The 20600-nt window shown below is 71.9% G+C and carries 21 protein-coding genes; 5 read left to right on the forward strand and 16 right to left on the reverse strand.

Annotated features, from left to right (window positions below; translation table 11 throughout):
• Positions 1-24: 24 nt before the first annotated feature.
• The 7 genes from hfq to dusB form a co-directional block, all read right to left on the reverse strand.
• On the reverse strand, positions 25-279 hold the full coding sequence (hfq, locus tag MFF61_RS23160) for an RNA chaperone Hfq (protein WP_048429571.1): 255 nt from the start codon (positions 277-279) through the stop codon (positions 25-27).
• 223 nt (positions 280-502) lie between these two features.
• Positions 503-1873: a nitrogen assimilation response regulator NtrX gene (ntrX, locus tag MFF61_RS23165; RefSeq protein WP_238239462.1), complete on the reverse strand. Its 1371-nt coding sequence runs from the start codon at positions 1871-1873 to the stop codon at positions 503-505.
• Between the two features lie 112 nt (positions 1874-1985).
• Positions 1986-4280: a sensor histidine kinase gene (locus MFF61_RS23170; RefSeq protein WP_238239465.1), complete on the reverse strand. Its 2295-nt coding sequence runs from the start codon at positions 4278-4280 to the stop codon at positions 1986-1988.
• A gap of 181 nt (positions 4281-4461) precedes the next feature.
• Complete coding sequence (locus MFF61_RS23175) at positions 4462-4899, reverse strand: Ros/MucR family transcriptional regulator (protein ID WP_238239467.1); 438 nt, start codon at positions 4897-4899, stop codon at positions 4462-4464.
• A gap of 868 nt (positions 4900-5767) precedes the next feature.
• On the reverse strand, positions 5768-7222 hold the full coding sequence (gene ntrC, locus MFF61_RS23180; protein ID WP_238239469.1) for a nitrogen regulation protein NR(I): 1455 nt from the start codon (positions 7220-7222) through the stop codon (positions 5768-5770).
• 16 nt (positions 7223-7238) lie between these two features.
• Positions 7239-8342: a two-component system sensor histidine kinase NtrB gene (locus MFF61_RS23185; RefSeq protein WP_238239472.1), complete on the reverse strand. Its 1104-nt coding sequence runs from the start codon at positions 8340-8342 to the stop codon at positions 7239-7241.
• 101 nt (positions 8343-8443) lie between these two features.
• Positions 8444-9511, reverse strand: coding sequence for a tRNA dihydrouridine synthase DusB (dusB, locus tag MFF61_RS23190; RefSeq protein WP_238239491.1), 1068 nt, complete (start codon positions 9509-9511; stop codon positions 8444-8446).
• A 126-nt stretch (positions 9512-9637) separates the two neighbouring features.
• Here dusB and MFF61_RS23195 point away from each other — a divergent pair, with 126 nt between their 5' ends.
• Entirely contained in the window at positions 9638-10840 is a 1203-nt protein-coding gene (locus tag MFF61_RS23195) for a bifunctional 2-C-methyl-D-erythritol 4-phosphate cytidylyltransferase/2-C-methyl-D-erythritol 2,4-cyclodiphosphate synthase (RefSeq protein ID WP_238239495.1), read from the forward strand.
• A complete protein-coding gene (locus tag MFF61_RS23200) occupies positions 10837-11337 on the forward strand; it encodes a CinA family protein (protein ID WP_238239498.1) in 501 nt (166 codons plus the stop codon). The genes MFF61_RS23195 and MFF61_RS23200 overlap by 4 nt, the downstream gene beginning before the upstream one ends.
• Positions 11338-11447: 110 nt before the next feature.
• Here the strand turns inward: MFF61_RS23200 and MFF61_RS23205 are convergent, their stop codons facing one another.
• From MFF61_RS23205 to MFF61_RS23230, 6 genes are all read right to left on the reverse strand, one after another.
• The gene (locus tag MFF61_RS23205) at positions 11448-12560 is read right to left on the reverse strand and encodes a helix-turn-helix transcriptional regulator (RefSeq protein ID WP_238239510.1); all 1113 of its coding nucleotides are present in this window, start codon (positions 12558-12560) and stop codon (positions 11448-11450) included.
• Between the two features lie 432 nt (positions 12561-12992).
• On the reverse strand, positions 12993-13448 hold the full coding sequence (locus MFF61_RS23210; RefSeq protein ID WP_238239520.1) for a type II toxin-antitoxin system RatA family toxin: 456 nt from the start codon (positions 13446-13448) through the stop codon (positions 12993-12995).
• Between the two features lie 7 nt (positions 13449-13455).
• The gene (gene lipA / locus MFF61_RS23215) at positions 13456-14418 is read right to left on the reverse strand and encodes a lipoyl synthase (RefSeq protein WP_238239523.1); all 963 of its coding nucleotides are present in this window, start codon (positions 14416-14418) and stop codon (positions 13456-13458) included.
• Positions 14419-14538: 120 nt separating this feature from the next.
• Positions 14539-14829, reverse strand: coding sequence for a GlsB/YeaQ/YmgE family stress response membrane protein (locus MFF61_RS23220; protein ID WP_238239526.1), 291 nt, complete (start codon positions 14827-14829; stop codon positions 14539-14541).
• Between the two features lie 120 nt (positions 14830-14949).
• A complete protein-coding gene (locus tag MFF61_RS23225; protein ID WP_238239528.1) occupies positions 14950-15990 on the reverse strand; it encodes a sensor histidine kinase in 1041 nt (346 codons plus the stop codon).
• Positions 15977-17485, reverse strand: coding sequence for an ATPase domain-containing protein (locus MFF61_RS23230; protein WP_238239531.1), 1509 nt, complete (start codon positions 17483-17485; stop codon positions 15977-15979). The genes MFF61_RS23225 and MFF61_RS23230 overlap by 14 nt, the downstream gene beginning before the upstream one ends.
• Before the next feature lie 275 nt (positions 17486-17760).
• Here MFF61_RS23230 and MFF61_RS23235 point away from each other — a divergent pair, with 275 nt between their 5' ends.
• Positions 17761-18222, forward strand: coding sequence for a hypothetical protein (locus MFF61_RS23235; protein ID WP_238239533.1), 462 nt, complete (start codon positions 17761-17763; stop codon positions 18220-18222).
• Between the two features lie 136 nt (positions 18223-18358).
• The gene (locus tag MFF61_RS23240; protein ID WP_238239535.1) at positions 18359-19132 is read left to right on the forward strand and encodes an alpha/beta fold hydrolase; all 774 of its coding nucleotides are present in this window, start codon (positions 18359-18361) and stop codon (positions 19130-19132) included.
• On the opposite strand, the gene MFF61_RS23245 is transcribed toward MFF61_RS23240, so the two are convergent.
• A complete protein-coding gene (locus MFF61_RS23245) occupies positions 19119-19403 on the reverse strand; it encodes a hypothetical protein (protein WP_238239537.1) in 285 nt (94 codons plus the stop codon). The genes MFF61_RS23240 and MFF61_RS23245 overlap by 14 nt on opposite strands.
• A gap of 93 nt (positions 19404-19496) precedes the next feature.
• Complete coding sequence (locus MFF61_RS23250; protein WP_238239540.1) at positions 19497-19808, reverse strand: hypothetical protein; 312 nt, start codon at positions 19806-19808, stop codon at positions 19497-19499.
• A gap of 224 nt (positions 19809-20032) precedes the next feature.
• On the opposite strand from MFF61_RS23250, the gene MFF61_RS23255 reads away from it, so the two are divergent.
• Positions 20033-20332: a hypothetical protein gene (locus MFF61_RS23255; protein WP_238239542.1), complete on the forward strand. Its 300-nt coding sequence runs from the start codon at positions 20033-20035 to the stop codon at positions 20330-20332.
• Positions 20333-20367: 35 nt separating this feature from the next.
• On the opposite strand, the gene MFF61_RS23260 is transcribed toward MFF61_RS23255, so the two are convergent.
• Positions 20368-20589: a hypothetical protein gene (locus MFF61_RS23260; protein ID WP_238239544.1), complete on the reverse strand. Its 222-nt coding sequence runs from the start codon at positions 20587-20589 to the stop codon at positions 20368-20370.
• Between the last annotated feature and the right edge of the window lie 11 nt (positions 20590-20600).

The following is a 20600-nucleotide window of genomic DNA, read 5'->3' on the forward strand; positions in this document are numbered from 1 at the left end:
CGGGGATGGGCCGGCGCGATTCGCTCACGCCTTCTCGGCGCCCTCCTCGCCCTGCTCGAACAGCTGCACCGGGTGGCCCGGCATGATCGTCGAGATCGCGTGCTTGTAGACCAGTTGCGAGTGTCCGTCGCGCCGGAGCAGCACACAGAAATTGTCGAACCAAGTCACGACGCCCTGCAGCTTGACACCGTTGACCAGGAAGATCGTGAGGGGGATCTTGTTCTTGCGGACGTGATTGAGGAAAGTGTCCTGCAGATTCTGAGCGCGCTCGCCCGCCATTCTTCTTGTCCTTTTGAACCCGCCGCCGGTCCGGTGGCGGGCCGCTTCGTTGGTTTTGTGCAGGCCGCGTGCGGCCCCGGACCCCGCCCCATTACACGGCGAAGCTCCCTCGCGCGCAAGTGACGTGTCGCCGCGCGCAAGCAGGCTCGGCCGCGATCGGACGAAGCCGAACCTTAGCAAGCTCCGGGCGAGGCCGCATTCTCAAATGCGGCCGCCGGCTGGATTAGGCCCCGATGCCGAGGGACTTCAGCTTGCGGTGCAGGGCCGAGCGCTCCATGCCGATGAACTCGGCGGTGCGGGAGATGTTGCCGGAGAAGCGGGCGATCTGGGCGACGAGGTACTCGCGCTCGAAGATCTCGCGCGCCTCGCGCAGCGCGAGGCTCATCAGCTTCTCGCCCCCCGCCCCGCTCGGCGTGGTGGGCACCAGCGCGCCCACCTCGCTCGGCAGCATCTCGGTCGTCACCTCGGTCTCGGGGTCGCCCTGCGTCAGGATCATCAGACGCTCGACGTTGTTGCGCAGCTGGCGCACGTTGCCGGGCCAGTCGTGCGACTGGAGCACCGCCATCGCGTCGGAGGCGATCCGCCGCCGCGGCAGGCCGGTGGCGAGCGAGATCTGCTCCATGAAGAAGGTGATCAGTTCGGGCACGTCCTCGCGCCGCTCGGCGAGCGGCGGCACCCGGATCGGCACCACGGAGAGGCGGTGGAACAGGTCCTCGCGGAAGCGGCCGCCCGCGATCTCCTCGGCGAGGTCGCGCGAGGAGGAGGAGATGATCCGCACGTCCACGTGCACGCGGGTGGTGCCGCCCACGCGCTGGAAGTTCTGGTCGACGAGCACCCGCAGGATGCGGTTCTGGGTCTCGCGGGGCATGTCCGCGACCTCGTCGATGTAGAGGCTGCCGCCGTGGGCCTCCTCCAGCGCGCCGACGCGGCGCGGACGCCCGTCCGCGGCCTCGATGCCGAACAGCTCGGCCTCCATGGTCTCGGGCGTGATCGTGGCGGCGTTGATCACCACGAAGGGGCCGCTCGCGCGCGCGGAGGCCGCGTGCAGGGTGCGGGCCGAGAGTTCCTTGCCGGAGCCCGGCGCCCCCGAGATCATCACCCGGGCGTTGGTGGGGGCCACCCGCTCGATGGTCTGGCGCAGCTGGTTGGCCGCCACCGAGGCGCCGACGATGCGGCTTGCCTGCCCCGAGCGGGTCTTGAGGTCGCGCACCTCGCGCTTGAGCCGCGAGGCTTCGAGCGCCCGCTCGGCCACCAGGATCAGGCGGTCGGCCTTGAACGGCTTCTCGATGAAGTCGTAGGCGCCCGCCTTGATGGCCGAGACCGCGGTCTCGATGTTGCCGTGGCCGGAGATCATCACCACCGGCAGGTCCGGGGCCTGCGCCTTGACGACGTCGAGCACCTGCAGCCCGTCGAGGCGCGAGCCCTGCAGCCAGATGTCGAGGAAGACGAGGTGCGGGCGGCGCTGCTCAATGGCGGCCAGCGCCTCGTCGGAGGAGCCGGCCGTGCGGGTGCGGTGGCCCTCGTCGTCCAGGATCCCCGCCACCAGTTCGCGGATATCGGCCTCGTCATCGACGATCAGGATGTCGGCACTCATCGGTCACGGCCTCCCCGCGCGGCGGGCGCCCGGCCGTCCGGCCCGCACCCTGCATTCGTCTTCTCTGGCTTGCTGGTCCGGGATCCGCCGCGGCGGACGTCTGCCGGGCGCATCACGGCGCGGCGCCCAGCGGCGCCGGGGCGGCGCCCGGCAGCGCAGTGCCTGGCGGGCCCGAGCCGCCCGGCGTCCCGGCCGCCCGGTTCCCCTCCTCGCGCCGGACCTCCCGGAGGAGGCGCATGCGCACCTGTCCGCCCCGCCCCTGCGGGTTGTCGTTCAGCTCGATGCCGCCGCCGTGCTCTTCCAAGACCTTGCTCACGATCGCCAATCCGAGGCCGGTGCCCCCTTCGCGGGTCGTCATATAGGGTTCGAGCAGCCGCTGGCGCCCTTCGACCGGGAAGCCTTTGCCGTTGTCGGTGATCTCGATCACCACGCCGTCCCCCTCCTCGGCGAGCCGCACCGCGATGCGCCCGCGCCCGCGCTCCTCCTCCGGCACCGCCTGGATCGCCTCGACGGCGTTCTTGAGGATGTTGGTCACCGCCTGCGACAGCAGGCGGGTGTCGAAGGCGGCGCTGACCCGGGCGCCCTCGCCCTCCATCGCGAAATCCACGTCCGGATGCGCCACCCGCATCATGAACAGGTTCTGCTTCACGATCTCGGTCAGGTCGTTGCGGGCGATGGCCGGCTTGGGCATCCGGGCGAACGACGAGAACTCGTCGACCATCCGCTTGATGTCGTCGACTTGGCGCACGATCGTGGCGGTGCACTGCTCGAACACCTCCTTGTCGGTGGTGATGACCTTCCCGTACTTGCGCCGGATGCGTTCGGCCGAGAGCTGGATCGGGGTGAGCGGGTTCTTGATCTCGTGGGCGATGCGCCGCGCCACATCCGCCCAGGCGGAGGTGCGCTGGGCGGTGACGAGGTCGGTGATGTCGTCGAGGGTGATGACGTAGCCCCGGCCCCCCTGCGCCTGCTCGCTCGTCACGCGCACGTCGATGGTGCGCTCGCGCCCGTTGCGGGTGATCTGGACCTGCTGCTGCATCGGGCGCAGCCGCGGCTCGCCGAACAGCGCTTCGAGTTCGGGCAGCGCGAGGGCGAGCGGCGTGCCGACGAGTTCGCTCGCACTGCGCCCGAGCACCCGCTCGGCCGAGGGATTGGCGATGGTGATGACGCCCGCCGGATCGACCCCGAGCACGCCCGCCGGCACCCCGGCCAGCACCGCCTCGGTGAAGCGGCGGCGGTGCTCGATCTGGTCGCGCGCCTCGATGAGCCCGTCGCGCTGGCGGCGCAGCTCCTGGGTCATCTTGTTGAAGCTCTCGCCGAGGTGCTGAAGGTCGCCTTCCGTCTTGCGGAACGGCACCTGGACCAGGAAGTTGCCCGAGGCCACCTGATCGGCGGCGTTGATGAGGCGGCGGATCGGCGCGACGAAGCGGTTGGCGAAGTTGAGCCCGAACCACACCGCCGAGAGCAGCGCGATCAGGGCGATCAGCGCGAACATGCTGGCGAAGGCGATCTGCACGCTGCGCCGGCCGGCATCGATGGTGAGGAACTCGGCCGCGGCGGCCCGCGACACCCCCGGGAACTCCACCGCGAGCTGCGACACCTCCCGCTCGATGAGCAGGAAGGCGTCGTCGTAGGCCGGCATCTTCAGGAGCGCGCCGAAGACGCGCCCCTCGCGCGGCAGGAGGCAGGTCGGGTCGCTCGACTTCGCCGCCTCCTCAAAATCCGCGACCGAGGGCAGCGGCGGGTTCTTGATGATGTCGATGTTGGCCCGCGCCACGGTCTCGTCGGCCGAGCGCATGATCCGGGCGATCGGCAGGCCGAGCGAGGTGGCGCGCGCCGTGAGGAAGCTCTCGAACCACGCCCGCTCGACCTCGAAGGCGGGCCGCGCCCGCGTCAGGTCGTCGGAGAGGATGCGGACCTCGCGCGCGAGGCTCTGGCACTGGTTGGTGAGGTAGGCGTCCGCCACGTCGACCGACATCAGCACGACGTTGCGCATCCGGTCCGAGAACCAGGGCGAGAGGCCGCGCTCCAGCGTGATCGAGGCGACCACCGCGAGCAGGATGGTCGGCAGCGTGGCGATGAGGCTGAACAGGCCGACGATGCGGGTGTGCAGCCGGGCCACCCGGGCATTGGCCCGCCGGGCCCGCAGGAAGACCCGCGCCTCCCAGACGATCACCACGATCAGCCCGACCACCAGGGCGACGTTGCCCAGAAGCAGCGCCACCACGACCTGATGGACCGGGGCGATCGGGGTCGCGCCGACGAGGATCAGGAAGGTCGCGAGGGCGAGCGCCAGCGCCACCCCGACCACCAGGGCGCCGAACAGGCCGGGACCGCGGGGAGCGGCCTCCGGGGACTGGCCGGTGCCGGGCGATCCCGAATCACGAACGCGACGGAAAAACTGCATCCATGATGCGTGGCCACTACAGTGTGGCGAAATTAATACGGCTGAGCCGTGTCCGGCCTGTTCCGCGCCGCCTCCGGCGTGTTTCGGACCGGATCCGCCCTGTCCGCAGCCCCGGAACGCCGCGCGGCCGCCGCTCCCGTGCGGGAGCGGCGGCCGCGGAGAGCATCCGTCGCCGCGCCGCTCAGGCGGCTTGGCTGGAGCGGCGGCTCCGGTCCACCGGCTTCTGACCCAGCCCGATGCTCTTGGCGAGCTCGGAGCGCTGGGCGGCGTAGTTGGCCGCCACCATCGGGTAGTCCGGCGGCAGCCCCCATTTCGCCCGGTACTGCTCGGGGGTGAGGCCGCGCCCGGCGAGATGGCGCTTCAGGGTCCGGTAGCGCCGGCCGTCCTCGAGGCTGATCAGGAAGTCCGGGGTGACGGTCTTCCTGATCGGCACCGGCGGTACCAGCTTCTCCGGCTGAGGCGCCGCAGCTGACCCAAGATGGGACACGGCCTCGTGCACGCTGCGGATCAGGCCGGCCAGTTCACCGATCGGCACGGAATTGTTCGACACGTAGGCCGACACGATGTCGGACACGAGCTCGATCGATTGTGAGGTGTCGTTCTGGATCTCGGAACTCATCAAGAACCTCGCGAAGGTGCCACTCCCCCTCGGATGCCCGGAATGTTACGCGGCGTGGCGTCAACTTCAAGCTCCATCGACCGTCAAAAGACCTGGATATGCTTTGGTATCTCAAGATTTCGTAACGTCATCCCGCGGGTCCGCACGGCCGGCGGGCGGCCTGCCACCGGCGGCGAAAAACTCTTGTCCTTGAACGGGATGGTGTGGCCTGCCCGAGCCCGGCGGCGATCTGGGCCGCGGCGCCCTCAGGTTGTCCCGGATCTTCGCTGCGCCCGGGGTGCCGCCGTCGCCCCGGACGCGGAAAATGCGAAACAATGCCGGGCCTTGCCTCCGGTCGCCGTGCGGCGCACGGGCTCTTCGCGACACGCGGGCCGCCGCAAGTATCGGCCCGGAGGGATGCCGTTATGCGCAAGATGAGGTCGATTGCATCTGCGTGCGGATCGCCGGGATAAATCGAACGGCGGAAATGTCGAAGCAACAGGATGATCGGCACGACGATCGCGACAAGACGATCGGCGCCGCTCGGGGTGACAAGGTCGGGTCTTCAACTTGGCGGCAGGGCCGGTGGGCGGGCGTGGCGGATGCGAGGTCGGGCCAGCACCATGGCCGACGGAGCGCCCGCCGACGACAACATAAAGTTGTATGCGGGCCTGTGCGGCTCGCGTGGCCCGAGGGTGCGGAGGTCCCCTCCTCCGGGCCGGACCGTTCAGCCCGCGACGAAATGCCTCGCAGGTCTGCATCGACCGCTCCCGGTGTTCCCGCCACCCGCGCAGGGTCGAACCGCCCGCCCGCCGGCGCGATGCAAGTCGTGCGTCAGCTCGGCCGCGGATTCTGCAGGCCGGCATGTCGTCCCGCGCTGGCCGATCCGCTAGCGAGGCGTGCGGAAGACCTGCAGGTCGAGGTCCCGCACCTTCTTGCGCAGGGTGTTGCGATTGACGCCGAGCAGCTCCGCGGCCCGGATCTGGTTGCCGCGGGTGGCCGCGAGCGCCGCGCCGATCAGGGGTCCTTCGATCTCGCGCAACACGCGGTGGTAGAGGCCGGGCGGCGGCAGCGTATCCCGGAAGCCCGCGAAGTAGTCGGCGAGGTGGCGCTCGACGGCGGCCGAGAGCCCCTCCGCCTCGGCGCCTCCCTTGCGGGCGGCCCCTTGCGCGGGCGCCGCGAGCGGCAGCGTGTCGAGTTCCGCCTCGATCACCGGCCCGGTGATCGTCTCCTGGGGGTAGAGGGCCGCGAGGCGCCGCACGAGGTTTTCGAGTTCGCGCACGTTGCCGGGCCAGCGGTAGCGCTTGAGCCGCTCCATCGCGTCGTTGTCGAGCTGCTTGCGGCTCAATCCCTCGCGCTCGACGATGCCGAAGAAGTGGCGCACGAGGTCCGGCACGTCCTCGGTGCGCTCGCGCAGCGCCGGCAGGCGCAGCGGCACGACGTTGAGGCGGAAGAACAGGTCCTCGCGGAAGATGCCCTGCTGGATCGAGACCCGCAGGTCCTTGTTGGTCGCCGCGATGATGCGGACGTTGGTCTTGATCGGCACGCGCCCGCCGACGGTGGTGTACTCGCCCTGCTGCAGCACGCGCAGGAGCCGGGTCTGGGCCTCCATCGGCATGTCGCCGATCTCGTCGAGGAAGAGGGTGCCGCCCTCCGCCTGCTCGAAGCGGCCCGCCGAGCGGGCGGTGGCGCCCGTGAAGGCCCCCTTCTCGTGGCCGAACAGCTCGGATTCGATGAGGTCGCGCGGGATCGCCGCCATGTTGACGGGCACGAACGGCCCGGCGCGGCGCCGGCCATAATCGTGCAGGGCGCGCGCGACCAGTTCCTTGCCGGTGCCCGACTCGCCCGTGATCATCACCGTGAGGTCGGTGGGCATCAGCCGGGCGAGCGAGCGGTAGATCTCCTGCATCGCCGGCGAGCGGCCGACGAGCGGGATGTCCTCGTTCTCCGGGGCGGCGCCCGGGGCGGCGCTGCCGCGCGGGCGCGAGAGCGCCCGCCCGACGATGGCGGTCAGCTCCTTCAGGTCGAAGGGTTTTGGGAGGTACTCGTAGGCCCCGCGCTCCGAGGCCCGGATCGCCGTCATGAAGGTGTTCTGCGCGCTCATGACGATGATCGGCAGCTCCGGCCGCACCCGCTTGATGCGCGGCAGAAGGTCGAAGGCGTTCTCGTCGGGCATCACCACGTCGGTGATGACGAGATCCCCTTCCCCCTGCGCCACCCAGCGCCAGAGCGTGGCGGCGTTGCCGGTCGAGCGCACCTCGTAGCCGGCGCGCGAGAGCGCCTGGTTGAGGACGGTGCGGATGGCGGCGTCGTCGTCGGCGACGATGATGTGTCCGTTCGGCATGGGGCCACTCGCAGGGCTACTCGGAATCCGGCCCCGATTCCCGGCCGTCGCGGGCATGGGACATCGGCAGCAGGACGCGGAAGGTGGTGCGGCGGGGGGCTGGATCGCACTCGACGATGCCGCCGTGGTCGCCGACGATCTTGGCGACGAGGGCAAGACCGAGGCCAGACCCCTGCGCCTTGGTGGTCACGAAGGGATCGAACAGGTCCGGCAGCAGTTCGGCCGAGACGCCCGGGCCGTTGTCGCGCACCGCGACCTCGATCGGCAGGCTCACCCGCTCGCGCGAGCCCGGCACCTGCAGGCGAAGCCCGGTGCGGAAGGCGGTCGAGAGGATGATCTCGCCGTCGACCGCGTCCGCCCCGATCGCCTCGGCGGCGTTCTTGACGAGGTTGAGGATCACCTGGACGAGCTGGTCGCGGTTGCCGAGGACGGGCGGCAGCGAGGGGTCGTAGTTCTCGACGAAGCGGATGTGGCGGGCGAAGCCCGACTGGGCCGAGCGCTTCACCTGGTCGAGGACGCCGTGGACGTTCACCGGCCCGCGCTCCACCGGGCGCTCGTCCCCGAACAGCTCCATGCGCTCGACGAGCCGCACGATGCGGTCGGCCTCGTCGCAGATCAGGCGCGTGAGCAGGCGGTCGTCCTCCGCCGCCGATTGTTCGAGGAGCTGGGCCGCGCCGCGGATGCCCGCGAGCGGGTTCTTGATCTCGTGGGCCAGCATGGCGCCGAGCGCCACCATCGAGCGCGCCGCCCCCCGGTGGGTGAGCTGGCGGTTCATCTTGTCGGCGATGGTGCGCTCCTGGAGCATCAGCACCACCACCTCGTCGTCGAGGCAGGTCGCGAACACGTCGACGCTGCGCTCGGCGCCCGAGCGCGGCGAGCCCAGCTCCACCCGGTACTCGCTGACGCTGGAATGGCGGCGGCGCACCTCGTTGACGAGGGCGATGATCGGCGAGGAGAACGGGATGATGTCGCGCAGGCGCTGGCGCTGCATCAGGCGGCGGGAATAGTCGAAGAAGTGCTCCGCCGCCATGTTGACCTGGAGGATGCGCTCGTCCGGCCCGATGGTCAGGACCGGCAGGGGCAGCGCGTTGATGATGAGGTCGCTCGTCGGCGCGCTCATCGGGACCGCTCCCCCGGCCTGCGATCCTCCGGCGCCGGACCCGCGCGGCGGGCGCGGGGTCCGGTCGGGTGGGGTGCCCGGGGCATCGGCGGAGACCTTTCTCATGCCGCCTGCTTGGCAGCCGGTGCCGCCTGCTTGGCAGCCGGTGCGGCCTCGGCCGGCGCCTGCGCGAAGGCCCGCCGCAGGAGCGCCAGCGCTTCGGCCGGATCGGTGGTTGTGACGAGCCGCATCCGCTCGGGCGCGGACAGGCCGCCCGCATGGTCGGCATAGGCCGCGAGGTGCTTGCGGGCGTGGCGCACCCCCATGCCGGTCCCGTAGAGGGCGAGCAGGCCCTCGTAATGCTCGGCCGCGAGGTCCGCCTTCTGGCAGGCCGTCAGGCGCGGCGCCGCGGCGCCGCGCAGGCCCGCCGCCACCGCGCCCACGAGCCAGGGCCGGCCGACCGCCGCCCGGCCGATCATCACGGCCCGCGCGCCGCTCGCCGCGAGGCAGGCCCGCGCCTCCTCCAGGCTTCCGACATCGCCGTTCGCGACCACCGGGACCGTCACCGCCTCGGTGACCGCGCGGATCGCCGCCCAGTCGGCCCGGCCGGTGTAGAATTGCTGCCGGGTGCGCCCGTGCACCGTGACGGCGGACAGGCCGAGATCCTGCGCCCGCCGCGCGAGGTCCGGCGCGTTGCGGGAGGCATCGTCCCAGCCCAGGCGCATCTTCACGGTGACCGGCACCGACACCGCCCCGCGCACGGCCGCCAGCAGGCGGGCCGCGTGGTCGAGGTCGCGCATCAGCGCCGAGCCCGCCTCGCCCCCCGTCACCTTCTTGGCCGGGCAGCCCATGTTCACGTCGATCGCGTCGGCGCCGCTCGCTTCCGCGAGCCGCGCGCCCTCGGCCATCCAGCGCGGGTCGCAGCCGGCGAGCTGGACCACGTGCGGCAGCACGCCCTCGCCCTCCGCCCGCAGCCGCGCCTCGGCGGTGCCGCGGGCGAAGTCCTCGGCGGCCACCATCTCGGACACCACCGCGGTGGCACCCAGGCGGCGCGCGATGCGGCGCAGCGCGAGGTCGGTGACGCCGGAGAGTGGCGCCAGCAGGGCGCCGGGCTCCGGCGCGCCCGCCGCCGGCAGCGCTGCCGTTCCGATCCCCGCCGTCGATGCGCTCAAATAATGGTCAATCGTCATTCTGCACAACAAATAGCCAAAACCGGGCCGTACGCAAGCGCCGAAGCCGGGCCGCGCACCGATTTGATTTTGCGCCGCACCCCGCCTAGGAGAGCGGCTTCTCCGCCAGGGTTGAGGAACCGGTTCATGTCCGAGACTGCCGCGGTTGTCGTCGCCGCAGGCCGCGGCATCCGTGTGGGCGGCGGCACCCCCAAACAATACCGCCGTGTCGGCGGCAAGGCGGTGCTGACGCGGACGCTGGCGGCGCTCGCCGCCCATCCGGGGATCGGGCGCGTCCAGGCGGTGATCGCCCCGGACGCCGCCGCCTTCTACGCGGACTGCCTCGCCGACCTCGATCCCGCCGCGGCGGCCAAGCTCCAGCCCGCGGTCGAGGGCGGGGCCACGCGCCAGGATTCGGTCCGGGCGGGGCTGGAGGCGCTGGAGCGCGCGGGCGCCCCGGCCCTGGTCCTCGTCCACGACGCCGCCCGCCCCTTCGTGGACGAGGCCCTGATAGACCGGGCGATCGCGGCGGCGCGCGCCCACCGGGCCGCGGTGCCGGGCGTGCCCGTCACCGACACGATCAAGCTCGTGGACGGCGCGGAGCGGGTGCGCGAGACCCCGCCGCGGGAGGCGCTGCGCGCGGTGCAAACCCCCCAGGCCTTCGCCTTCGCGCCCCTCCTCGACGCCCACCGCCGCGCCGCCGCGCAGGGCCTCGCCGCCTTCACGGACGACGGTGCGCTCGCCGAATGGGCAGGGTTGCGCGTAGCGGTCTTCCCCGGCGACCCGCGCAACCGCAAGATCACGCAGGCGGCCGACCTCGACGAGGCCGACCGCGCCTTCTCGGGAGCCCGCATGACCCTCGTCACCCGTCTCGGCACCGGCTTCGACGTGCACGCCTTCACGGAGGGCGACCACGTCTGGCTCGGCGGCGTGCGCATCCCCGCCGACCGCGGGGTGCTGGCCCATTCGGACGGCGACGTGGTGCTGCACGCGCTCACCGACGCGATCCTGGGGGCGCTCGCGGACGGCGACATCGGCGTGCACTTCCCGCCGAGCGATCCCCAGTGGCGCGGCGCCTCCTCCGACCGCTTCCTCGCCGATGCGGTGCGGCGCGTGGCCGAGCGCGGCGGCGTGATCGACCATCTCGACATCACGGTCCTGGCCGAGGCCCCCCGCATCGGCGCCCACCGCGAGGCGATCCGCGCCCGCATCGCCGCGGTGGCCGGGATCCCGATCTCGGCAGTATCGATCAAGGCGACCACGACGGAGAAACTCGGCTTCGTCGGCCGGGCCGAGGGGCTGGCCGCGCAGGCCGCCGCGACCCTGCGGCTGCCGGAGGAGGCGCGATGATCGACGATCCCGCCCTCATCGCCCGCGCGGGCGTGCTCATCGCCGCCTACCGCGAGCGCCAGCGCCGCGTCGTCACGGCGGAATCCTGCACCGGCGGCCTCCTCGCCGCGCTCCTGACCGAGGTGGCCGGCTCCTCGGCCGTCCTGGAGCGGGGCTTCGTCACCTACTCGAACGAGGCCAAGGCCGAGGTGCTCGGCGTCGATTTCGGCATCATCTCGGAGCACGGCGCGGTGAGCGAGCCGGTGGCCCGCGCGATGGCGGACGGCGCGCTGGCGCAATCCCGCGCCGATGTCGCGCTCGCCATCACGGGCATCGCCGGCCCCACGGGCGCCACCGCGACGAAGCCCGTGGGCCTCGTGCATTTCGGCCTCGTCACCGCGGGCCGCACCACGCGCCACCTGGAGCGCCGCTACGGCGACCTCGGCCGGGCCGAGGTGCGGCGCAAGGCGGTGGAGGACGCGCTGGGGCTGCTGGAGGCGGCGCTGACGGAGGTGTGAGGGCGGGAGCCATCGGGGATGATTTCGCGGTCATCGAGCTCAATGGCTTGCTCAAGGATGCGTAGGCCCCGGGGTGGACATCGCGGAGTCAACCGAAAGACGGGTCGATCTTACAGCCCGCCGAGCCGCGTCAGCAGGGCGACGAGTTCGACCTGCCGGTTCGTTCCGGTCTTGGCGAAGATGGAGCGGAGCTGGACCCGGATCGTGTTCTCGGTGGTGCCGGACGCGGCCGCGGCCTCCTTGATGGTCTGCCCACCCGCCAGGGCCAGGGCGACGCGCGCCTCGGCCGCGGTCAGGTCGAACAGCTGGCGAAGGAGGCCGGCATCGAGGTCGCGCCGGGCGTCCGGATCGACGATCATCACGAGGGCACAGGCTTTTCGGAAGATGTCCTGCGCCGTGCCGACGATCGGCGCCGCGTGGACGATGAGCGGCGTGCCGGACCGCCGCGGGATCCCGACCGGGCACAGGGCCGGGGCCTCATGGGCCGAACCCCGCTGCGTCGCCGCCGCGACGAGAGCCTGGAGTGCCGCATCGACCGGCGCCTGCCTGGCGGTGAGGCGCCCCTGCCGCAGGGTCAGGCCGTCGCCGAGGCTGCGCTCGGCCCGGCTGTTCAGCTGCACGACGCGTCCGCGCACGTCGACGAGCAGCCCGCCGCAGCGCATGGCGTCAATCGCCTCCAGCTGGCCGAGCGCCTGCCCGTCCGCGAGCGACACGGCGAGCTGCGCGCTGCGCCGCAGGTGAGGCAGGATCTGCCGGAGCAGGCCCTGCTCGCGGCCGGAGAACGGCTCCTGGTTCGCCCGCCGCTCCACCGAGAAGAGGATGCTGGGCGATCCCCCCGACGAGAGACGGGTGGCGGCGAACCAGCGCAGGCCGAAGCGGCCGGCGAACTCGACGTTGAACGGCAGGCGGTCCAGTTCCTCGGGAGAGAACATGCTGGATTCGGTGATGAGGTCGGCGCCCCGCGTGAGCAGCGGCAGCCCGCGCTTCACCCGCGGATTGTCCGCGAACCACCCTTGCGCGATGCCGGCCGCCACCGCCTCGTCGAGCGAGGCCGAGTGGACCGGCGCGAAGGCGGTGTTCGGCCCCGGATAGAACTCGATGCCTTCCGCACCCAGGACCCGGGAGGCTTCGCTCAGGACGGGGCGCCAGAGCGCCTGATGCGCGGCCGCCTCGTAGAATCGGTCGATCAGAGAACCGAGTTGGCCCTTGACGATGCCGCCCACACCCGCCCCCAGAGTTCTCTGCCTCTGAGCCGAATAAGAAAGATACAAAAAAATATTGTCAAGACGTGTCCTGGGTCTGTGCTGTTATCAATAAATATAGCGCGAAAGAGGATCCGCCGCAAGCACTGAATAACTGTTCGACGATGACGATATTTCTCGTCGAAGATGACCGGAAAGAAGAATTCACGATGGATCAAGGGGTCGCGCTGCCGGTGCTGCGTCGCGTGCCCGATGGGGGCGTGGCGGCCGTCGACGAGGACATGCCGGTCACTGCCCCCCTGCGCCGCGAGGCGGGCGAGGGCGGCGCGATTACGGTCGCGCGCGATCGGCCTCGACGCCCTGGCCCGGGCGGGGCAGCCCGCCGGTCGGGATGCAGGATCGCGCGAGGCGTGAGCGGTGGACGGCCGATCCGGCCGCCGCCTGCCCCGCCCCTCACGCCCGCGCGTAGATCCGATCGGCCCGGCTCTCGAACGCGTCCGTGAACTTGCGGAAGGCGCGGTCGAACATCCTGCCCATCAGGAGCCCCAGCGCGAGGCTCTTGAACTCGTAGGTGATGTAGAACTCCACCGTGCAGCCGCCGTTGGGGGCCTCGCGGAAGCTCCAGCGGTTCTCCAGGTGCCGGAACGGCCCGTCGATGTACTCGGCGGTGATGCGCAGATTCGGCCGGTCGAGGGCGACCCGGGTGGTGAAGCGCTCCGAGATCGCCTTGTAGCCGACGCTCATCTCGGCGACCAAGACCTCGGTGTCGCCCTCCCCCGGCTGGCGGCGCAGCACCCGCAGGCCCTCGCAGAGCGGCAGGAACTCGGGATAGCGCTCGACGTCGGCCACGAGGGCGAACATGTCGGCCGGGCTGTGGCGGACGGTGCGGGTGGTGCGGAAGCTCGGCATGCGTCGATCAGGCGGTCGCCAGGCGGTCGCGCCGGGCCTGCTGGAGCCGGGCGAAATCCGCGCCGGCATGGTGGGAGGAGCGCGTCAGCGGGGTGGCCGAGACGAGCAGGAAGCCCTTGGCGTAGGCGGTGGTCTCGTAGGCGCGGAACTCCTCGGGCGGCACGAAGCGCAGCACCGGATGGTGCTTCTTCGTCGGCTGCAGGTACTGGCCGATGGTGAGGAAGTCGACCTCGGCCGAGCGCAGGTCGTCCATCAGCTGCAGCACCTCGTTCCGCTCCTCGCCCAAGCCCACCATGATGCCGGACTTGGTGAACATCTGCGGGTCGAGTTCCTTGACCCGCTGCAGCAGCCGCACCGAGTGGAAGTAGCGGGCGCCCGGGCGGACCTTGAGGTACTTCGCCGGCACGGTCTCGAGGTTGTGGTTGAACACGTCGGGACGCGCCGCGACCACCGCCTCCAGCGCGCCGTCCTTGCGCAGGAAGTCGGGGGTGAGCACCTCGATCGTGGTGCCGGGGCTCGAGCCCCGGATCGCCCGGATCACCGCGGCGAAATGGGCCGCGCCCCCGTCCGCAAGGTCGTCGCGGTCGACCGAGGTGATGACCACGTGGGAGAGGCCGAGCCGCGCCACCGCGTCGGCGACGCGGGCCGGCTCCTCGCCGTCGAGGCCCTGCGGCAGGCCCGTGCGCACGTTGCAGAACGCGCAGGCCCGCGTGCAGGTGTCCCCCATGATCATGAAGGTGGCGTGCTTCTTCTCCCAGCACTCGCCGATGTTGGGGCAGCCCGCCTCCTCGCAGACGGTGACGAGGCCGTGCTCGCGCACGATGCGCTGCGTCTCCGCCCAGCCCGGCGAGCCCGGTGCCTTGACGCGGATCCAGTCGGGCTTGCGCTGGATCGGCTGGTCGGGCCGGTGCGCCTTCTCCGGGTGGCGCGGGCGCGCATCGTTGTGCAGGAGATCGAGGACAACGGCCATGAACGGGTCCGAGAGCGTCGGCGCCCGAACCCCTCGCGGCGCCGAAGCCCTGACTTAAGGACTCGGACGGCCGAGGGCAAATGGGCGGTGGCGCAAATGGGACGTGGCGCCCCGCCGCGTTCAGTAGGTCGAGCGCTGGCCGCGCACCGCCCGGTAGAGGGTGATCACGATCACCGCGCCGATCGTCGCTGAGATCAGGTTGCGCCAGAAGCCGTAGACCGGGATGTGGAACTGGGCGGCCAGGAAGTTGCCGACCACGCCCCCGATGATGCCGAGGACGATGTTGGCGAGGAGCCCCATGTTGGAGGAGGTGAATTTTTCCGCCAGCCAGCCCGCGAGCGCGCCGATGACGATGGCCATGAGGAAGCCGACGCCCGGCTGCCCGAGCGCGCCGTACACATGTCCGTCCATGATCGTCCCTCGCTTGGATCGCCGGGCCGCCCGGATGCTGATGGCCCCCGCCTCCCTGTAACGGCCAAGGCCGGGCGGGGTTGCGTGCGGGCGTATGCCGCAGGGGAAGCCCGGTGTGCGTCAGTAATGCGGCACGGTGCGGCTCTCCACCAGCGGCGCCTCCATGCGGAAGTGCAGCCCGGCGGGGGCGAAGTCGAATCGGATGTCGGCCCCGCACTGCATGGTGAGCACCCGCTGCAGCAGGGTCGAGCCGAAGCCCTTGCGGGTCGGCTCGCGGGTCGGCGGGCCGCCGCGCTCGGTCCAGTCGAGGCACAGCCGCCGGCCGGTCTCCGCCGCGCTGATCTGCCAGCGCACGGCGATGCGCCCCTCCGGCACCGAGAGCGCCCCGTGCTTGGCCGCGTTGGTGGTCAGTTCGTGGATCGCCATCCCGGTCGGCACCGCGAGGTCGGCGGTGAGGTCCACGGGCGGGCCGTCGAGCGCGATGCGCCGGCCGTCGGGGTCGTTGTAGGGGCCGAGTTCGTTCTCCAGCATCTCCTGCAGCGAGGCCATCTGCCAGTAATCGTCGGTGAGCAGGTTGTGGGTCTTGGCCAGCGAGATCACCCGGGCCGAGAAGCTGTGGTAGAATTCGTCCACGCTGGTGGCCGAGCGGGCGGAGGCCCCGAGCAGGGCCTGCACGGTGGCGAGCGTGTTCTTCACCCGGTGGTGCAGCTCGCGGATCAGCAGGGCCTGCCGCTCGGCGGTCTGCTGGCGCTCGTGCAGGTAGGCCGCCGCCTCGCGCTGGCGCCGCCGCGCCCGCACGGCGAAGCGCGTCGCCGTCACCAGGGTGGCCGGGTGGAAGGGCCGCTCCAGGAGCGTGACGTTGCCGAGCGACTCGGTCAGGCGCGGGTCGGGCGGCGTACCGCGCAGGGTCAGGAGCAGGAACGGGAAATCCGACCACGGCTCCTGCCCGGCGATCCAGGCCGCGAGATCGCGCCGGTCGGCGGCCCGCAGCGCCTCCTCGGTCACCACCGCGCAGGCCGCCGCATCGAGCCGCCCGACGAGGTCGGCGAGGCTGGAGCAGGGCTCGGCCCGGATCTGGGCCTCGGCGAGGATCGTGCCGGCCACGGCGGCGTCACGCCCGGCGGGCGCGAGGATCAGGACCGGCAGATCACTCTCTCTCATCACCGTCCCGATCGGCCATGAGCTGACCGTCATCCCCCACGTAGGTCGGCACGCCCGTGAGAACTCCCCGGAACGCACTGAGCGGGTCGCCCACACGCAAACCGCTGCTGTCGATCCGAAGTTCCCGGATCGCCGCCTCGTGCGCGCCGACCCGCTTCTTGACCACCGAGACCGCCCGCCTCAAGCCTCCCGCCGCCTCGAAGAACCGGAACAACACGATGCTGTCGCTGAGGTAGGTCAGGTCGATGCTGGACGACATCTGCCCGATCAGGCCGTGCTGGGCGAGAATCAGCAGAGTCGTCACGCCCTGCTGGTTCAGGTAGGTCAGGATCTCGTGCATCTGAAGCTCGAGATACTGCTCCTCCGGCATGGCGTTGTGGTAGCCGGTGAGGGAATCGATCACCACGATGCGGACGTCCTGGCGCTCCACCGCGTCGCGCACCATCGCGGTGAGTTCGCCGGGCGAGATCTCGGCCGGATCGATCTGCTCGATCCGCAGCAGCCCGCTCTCGCAGAAGGGCTCGATGTCCATGCCGAGGCCCTTGGCCCGGCGCTTCAGGATGCCGCTCGTCTCGTCGAAGCTCAGGATCAGGGCGCGGTCCCCCTGGTGCAGCGCCGTCATCACGAAGGCGAGCGCGCTCGACGACTTGCCGACGCCCGAGGGGCCGAGCAGCATCGTGCTGGTGCCCCGGTCGAGGCCCCCGCCGAGCAGCGCGTCGAAGCCCACGATGCCGCTCCCGAGCTTCTCGTCCGGGAAGGAATGGCCGTGCTCGGCCGCGATCAGCCGGGGGAAGACCTCCAGGCCGCCCCGCCGGATCACGAAGTCGTGGAAGCCGCCCCGGAAGGCGGTGCCGCGCATCTTGATCACCCGCAGGCGCCGCCGCTCGCCGCCGTAGAGGGGCGCGAGCTGCTCCAGGCGCACCACCGCGTGGCAGAGGCTGTGCAGGTTGAGGTCGTCGTGCTCGACCGTGAGGTCGTCGAGGAGCAGCGCGGTGGCGTCGTGGATGAGCAGGAAGCTGCGCAGGGCCAGCACCTGCCGCCGGAAGCGCAGCGAGCCCTGCGAGAGCAGCCGGATCTCCGAGAGGCTGTCGACCACCACCCGCTGCGGCTTGATCCGGTCGATCTCGGCGATGGCCATCCGCACCGTCTCGCCGAGTTCGAGGTCGGAGGAATGCACGAGGCTCTGCTGCTGCGACGGGTCGAGGCTCAGCTCCGGCGGCACCAGCTCGAACACCTCGATGCCGTCGAGCGACCAGCCGTGCCGGTCGGCCACGGTCAGGAGCTCGCGCCGGCTCTCCGACAGGGTGATGTAGAGGCAGCGCTCGCCGAGCCGCGCGCCGTCGAGCAGGAACTGCAGCGCGAGCGTGGTCTTGCCGGAGCCCGGCCGCCCCTCGATCAGGTGGGAGCGGTTCGCCGCGTAGCCGCCGCTCAGGATGTAGTCGAGGCCGGGGACGCCGGTCGCGACCGGGGCCGCATCGTCGTGTGGTGTGGTCATGGGGGGCTCAAGCCGGCGCGGGTCTGCGAGCCGGGTGACTACCAGATGCCGGTGACGGTTGCACGCCGCCGCGGGCCTCCCCGGCGCCGGACCGCGCCCGTGCGGGCCGCGCATGCGCAAGGCGGGTCATTCGGCGGGTCATTCCGGCGGGCCAGTGTGACGGGTCATGTGTGAAAAGACACCGCGCCCGCCCGCCGCCGGGTCTATCGTCCCCCGAACGCCAGCCCTGACCGGCGCGGCCGCCCGCCGCGCGTCACCGTGCGAAGAGGCGTATCATGCACAATCCGTGGCCACACCGTCACCACGACGGGTCGATTCACTACACGCATTGCTGCGCGGAGAGCGTCGAGATCCTGCCGGCCTGCGAGGAGCCGGCCCGGAGCCGGGTGCGCACCTTTGCGGCTGCGGCCGGGGCGGCGCTGGGCCTCGCGACACTGGCCTTCTGGGCGCTGATGCTGAGCGCGCCGCCGGTCTCCCGGGCGGCCCTCGATCCCGCCGCGGACGGCTGCCTCACGGCGGGCCGCCTCGTGCGCGCCTGGGTCGATGCCGAGGCGGCCCGCCGCGCCCGGGTGGGCGCGGGCCCGGACCAGGCCGCCTTCAACGAGGTGCTGCTGTGGACCCGGGCCGCCGAGACCGCCTGCGCGGCCGGCCGCATCCGCCAGGCCGTGCGCGAGTTCCAGTCCCTGGAGCGCCTGATCGCCGCCCGCACCGCTCCGCGCGACGGCCCGGAGCGGTGAGCCTCCCGCGCCGAACCGGCCGCCGGTCCGGCGCCCGAGGCGGGACGGAGCCTCGGCGGGATTGCCCCGGGCAACGCGGCTTCGGTATCCGCAAGGCAGCCGGGACAGACAGCTGGGACATGGGCGGGAGGGATGCATGGCGGAGCGGGGCGCGGCCGGAGAGGTCTTCACCTTCGTGCTGGTGCACGGGGCGTGGCACGGGGGCTGGTGCTGGCGGAGGGTCGCGGACCGCCTGCGCGCGGGCGGCCACCGGGTGTTCGCGCCCACCTGCACCGGGCTCGGCGAGCGGGCGCACCTCCTGGCGCGCGGGATCACCCTGGCGACCTTCGTGCGCGACATCGCCGGGGTGATCGAGGCGGAGGAACTCGCCGACGTGGTGCTGGTCGGGCATTCCTTCGGCGGACTCGCGATCAGCGGCGTGGCCGACCTGATGCCGGAAGCGATCCGCCACCTCGTCTATCTCGATGCGCTCCTCGTGGAGCCCGGCCGCGCGCCCTTCGACGTCCTGCCGCCCGAGGTGGTGGCGGACCGCCGCCGGGCGGCCGAGGAGACGAGCGGGTCGGTGAGCCTGCCGGTGCCGCCGCCCGCGGCCTTCGGGGTGTTCGATCCGCAGGATGCCGCGTGGCTCGCCCGGCGCCTGACGCCGCACCCGCTCGGCACCTACGAGAGCCCGCTCGCGCTCGCCAGCCCGGTCGGCAACGGCCTGCCGCGCACCTACGTCGCCTGCGCGGCGCCCGCCTATCCGGCCCTCGACGGGGTGAAGGCCTGGGTGCGGCGCCAGGAGGGCTGGGGCTGGCGCGAGATCGAGACGGGACACGACGCGATGGTGAGCGCGCCCGATGCGGTCGTGGCGCTCCTCCTCGACCTCGCGCGCGCCCGGCCCCGCGACGGCCGGCTCAGCCCATCGTGACGGTCGAGTGGGCGGGATCGATCTCGATCAGCCGCAGGCCGAAGGGGCGCCCCTCCTGCGCCTCCCAGTCGGCCAGCGCCGCGTTGACCCGCTCCGGCCCCTGCTCGACCAGCCTGCGGCGGCCCACCGGCTCCTCGATGGCGTGCATCACCTCGTCGAGGAGCCGCGCCCGTGCGGTCCCCTCGGCCGGCCCCGAGGCGGCGCAGTAGGCGGAGACGATCTGCCGCGACAGCGTCTCGATCACGGCTTGGTTCACGGATGTCATGGCCATGCCGGCTCTCCCTCCCTGGCGCCGCGCGCGCTGGCGGCGCTGCGGCGGGCCACCCTCTCGGCGATCCGGCGGCGTTGCGCCCCGATCCCGCGCTCAGCCGCCCTGGCCGCCGAGTGCGCGGTGGGCGTCGAGCCGCACCACCTCGGCGCTCGGCGCCTCCTCGGGCTTGGCGGGGTTCATCATGAAGATCACGGGGCTGCGCGGCGCGTAGCCGGGATTGCCGCGCAGGTTGAGGAGCGGCTGCATCTCGACGGCGGCGAGGTCCTTGAGCGTCGCGTCGCGCCAGACGTGGCCGGGAGCCGCCGCGCGGGCGAAGACCCACCACGGCTTGCGCACGGCCTCCACCTGCAGCACGAGCTTGCCCGTCAGGGTTCTGCGGAAGTTGAAGCGACCTGTGATGGCCATGACCGAGTCTCCAACCGGGCCACCCTGCAGCCCTTCCCTCAACACAACCCTAATTGGGGCGGTCAAGGTTCCGCCCCCCGGGTCCGGCGGCCCCGGATTTCCGGCCGGGCCTTGCGCGCCGGCGGCCCGGGTCCCTCGCTCATTTTGCCGCATTTCGGGGCCAGACGGCAGCCTGCGCCGCGCGGTCCGGAGCGCCGCGAACCGGGAGCATCGGGAGGACACGGGTGCCGCAAAAGATCGCCTTCGGGGTTTTCCTCACCATGGGCGTCGTCAACCTGCTCGCCGTGCAGGCCGGGTTGACGCAGGGGCTGGGCCTGCACTGGCTGCCCGCCCTGCTGCTGGCGGTCCCGGTCTTCTACCTCCGCTACGTCGGCTCGATCGCCGGCATCCTCGGCGCCGTGGTGGGCTGGCAGATGTCCCTGCCGCTCGCCGTGGCGCTGTTCGCGTGGCCGGCGCTCGTCTACGCGCTGATGCGCGGCGCCGCCGAGGCGGCGGCGTGGCGCGCCGCGCGCCGGGCCGCCTGAACCTCCGCCGCGCCGAGGGCCGCGGCGCATGAGGCTCACTCCTCCGGCAGGCGGGCGCCCCGCACGTAGCCCTTCGAGATCAGGCGGCTGCGCTGCCGCGTGCGCCGCTCGGCCTCCAGGAGATCGGCGAGCGCGTCGGTGATCGCGCATTTGAGCGCCAGCCCCGCATCGCCCTCGGTGATCTGGAGGTAGGCGGCGGCGATCGCCTCGACGGGGCCGGCGGGGGCGGCATTGCGGGGTGGGTCTGCTCGCGTCATGGCTGTCCCGT

The sequence above is a fragment of the Methylobacterium isbiliense genome, assembly GCF_022179325.1.
GTDB lineage: Bacteria > Pseudomonadota > Alphaproteobacteria > Rhizobiales > Beijerinckiaceae > Methylobacterium > Methylobacterium isbiliense.

What these genes read in the sequence shown, in the direction of transcription:
- MFF61_RS23220 (WP_238239526.1), bottom strand. Translation starts at nt 14,829, where the DNA reads ATGGACGGACATGTGTACGGCGCGCTCGGGCAGCCGGGCGTCGGCTTC.
- MFF61_RS23250 (WP_238239540.1), bottom strand. Translation starts at nt 19,808, where the DNA reads ATGGCCATCACAGGTCGCTTCAACTTCCGCAGAACCCTGACGGGCAAG.
- ntrC (WP_238239469.1), bottom strand. Translation starts at nt 7,222, where the DNA reads ATGCCGAACGGACACATCATCGTCGCCGACGACGACGCCGCCATCCGC.
- dusB (WP_238239491.1), bottom strand. Translation starts at nt 9,511, where the DNA reads ATGACGATTGACCATTATTTGAGCGCATCGACGGCGGGGATCGGAACG.
- MFF61_RS23170 (WP_238239465.1), bottom strand. Translation starts at nt 4,280, where the DNA reads ATGCAGTTTTTCCGTCGCGTTCGTGATTCGGGATCGCCCGGCACCGGC.
- MFF61_RS23210 (WP_238239520.1), bottom strand. Translation starts at nt 13,448, where the DNA reads ATGCCGAGCTTCCGCACCACCCGCACCGTCCGCCACAGCCCGGCCGAC.
- MFF61_RS23260 (WP_238239544.1), bottom strand. Translation starts at nt 20,589, where the DNA reads ATGACGCGAGCAGACCCACCCCGCAATGCCGCCCCCGCCGGCCCCGTC.
- MFF61_RS23175 (WP_238239467.1), bottom strand. Translation starts at nt 4,899, where the DNA reads ATGAGTTCCGAGATCCAGAACGACACCTCACAATCGATCGAGCTCGTG.
- MFF61_RS23225 (WP_238239528.1), bottom strand. Translation starts at nt 15,990, where the DNA reads ATGAGAGAGAGTGATCTGCCGGTCCTGATCCTCGCGCCCGCCGGGCGT.
- MFF61_RS23195 (WP_238239495.1), top strand. Translation starts at nt 9,638, where the DNA reads ATGTCCGAGACTGCCGCGGTTGTCGTCGCCGCAGGCCGCGGCATCCGT.
- lipA (WP_238239523.1), bottom strand. Translation starts at nt 14,418, where the DNA reads ATGGCCGTTGTCCTCGATCTCCTGCACAACGATGCGCGCCCGCGCCAC.
- hfq (WP_048429571.1), bottom strand. Translation starts at nt 279, where the DNA reads ATGGCGGGCGAGCGCGCTCAGAATCTGCAGGACACTTTCCTCAATCAC.
- MFF61_RS23230 (WP_238239531.1), bottom strand. Translation starts at nt 17,485, where the DNA reads ATGACCACACCACACGACGATGCGGCCCCGGTCGCGACCGGCGTCCCC.
- ntrX (WP_238239462.1), bottom strand. Translation starts at nt 1,873, where the DNA reads ATGAGTGCCGACATCCTGATCGTCGATGACGAGGCCGATATCCGCGAA.
- MFF61_RS23200 (WP_238239498.1), top strand. Translation starts at nt 10,837, where the DNA reads ATGATCGACGATCCCGCCCTCATCGCCCGCGCGGGCGTGCTCATCGCC.
- MFF61_RS23245 (WP_238239537.1), bottom strand. Translation starts at nt 19,403, where the DNA reads ATGGCCATGACATCCGTGAACCAAGCCGTGATCGAGACGCTGTCGCGG.
- MFF61_RS23235 (WP_238239533.1), top strand. Translation starts at nt 17,761, where the DNA reads ATGCACAATCCGTGGCCACACCGTCACCACGACGGGTCGATTCACTAC.
- MFF61_RS23240 (WP_238239535.1), top strand. Translation starts at nt 18,359, where the DNA reads ATGGCGGAGCGGGGCGCGGCCGGAGAGGTCTTCACCTTCGTGCTGGTG.
- MFF61_RS23185 (WP_238239472.1), bottom strand. Translation starts at nt 8,342, where the DNA reads ATGAGCGCGCCGACGAGCGACCTCATCATCAACGCGCTGCCCCTGCCG.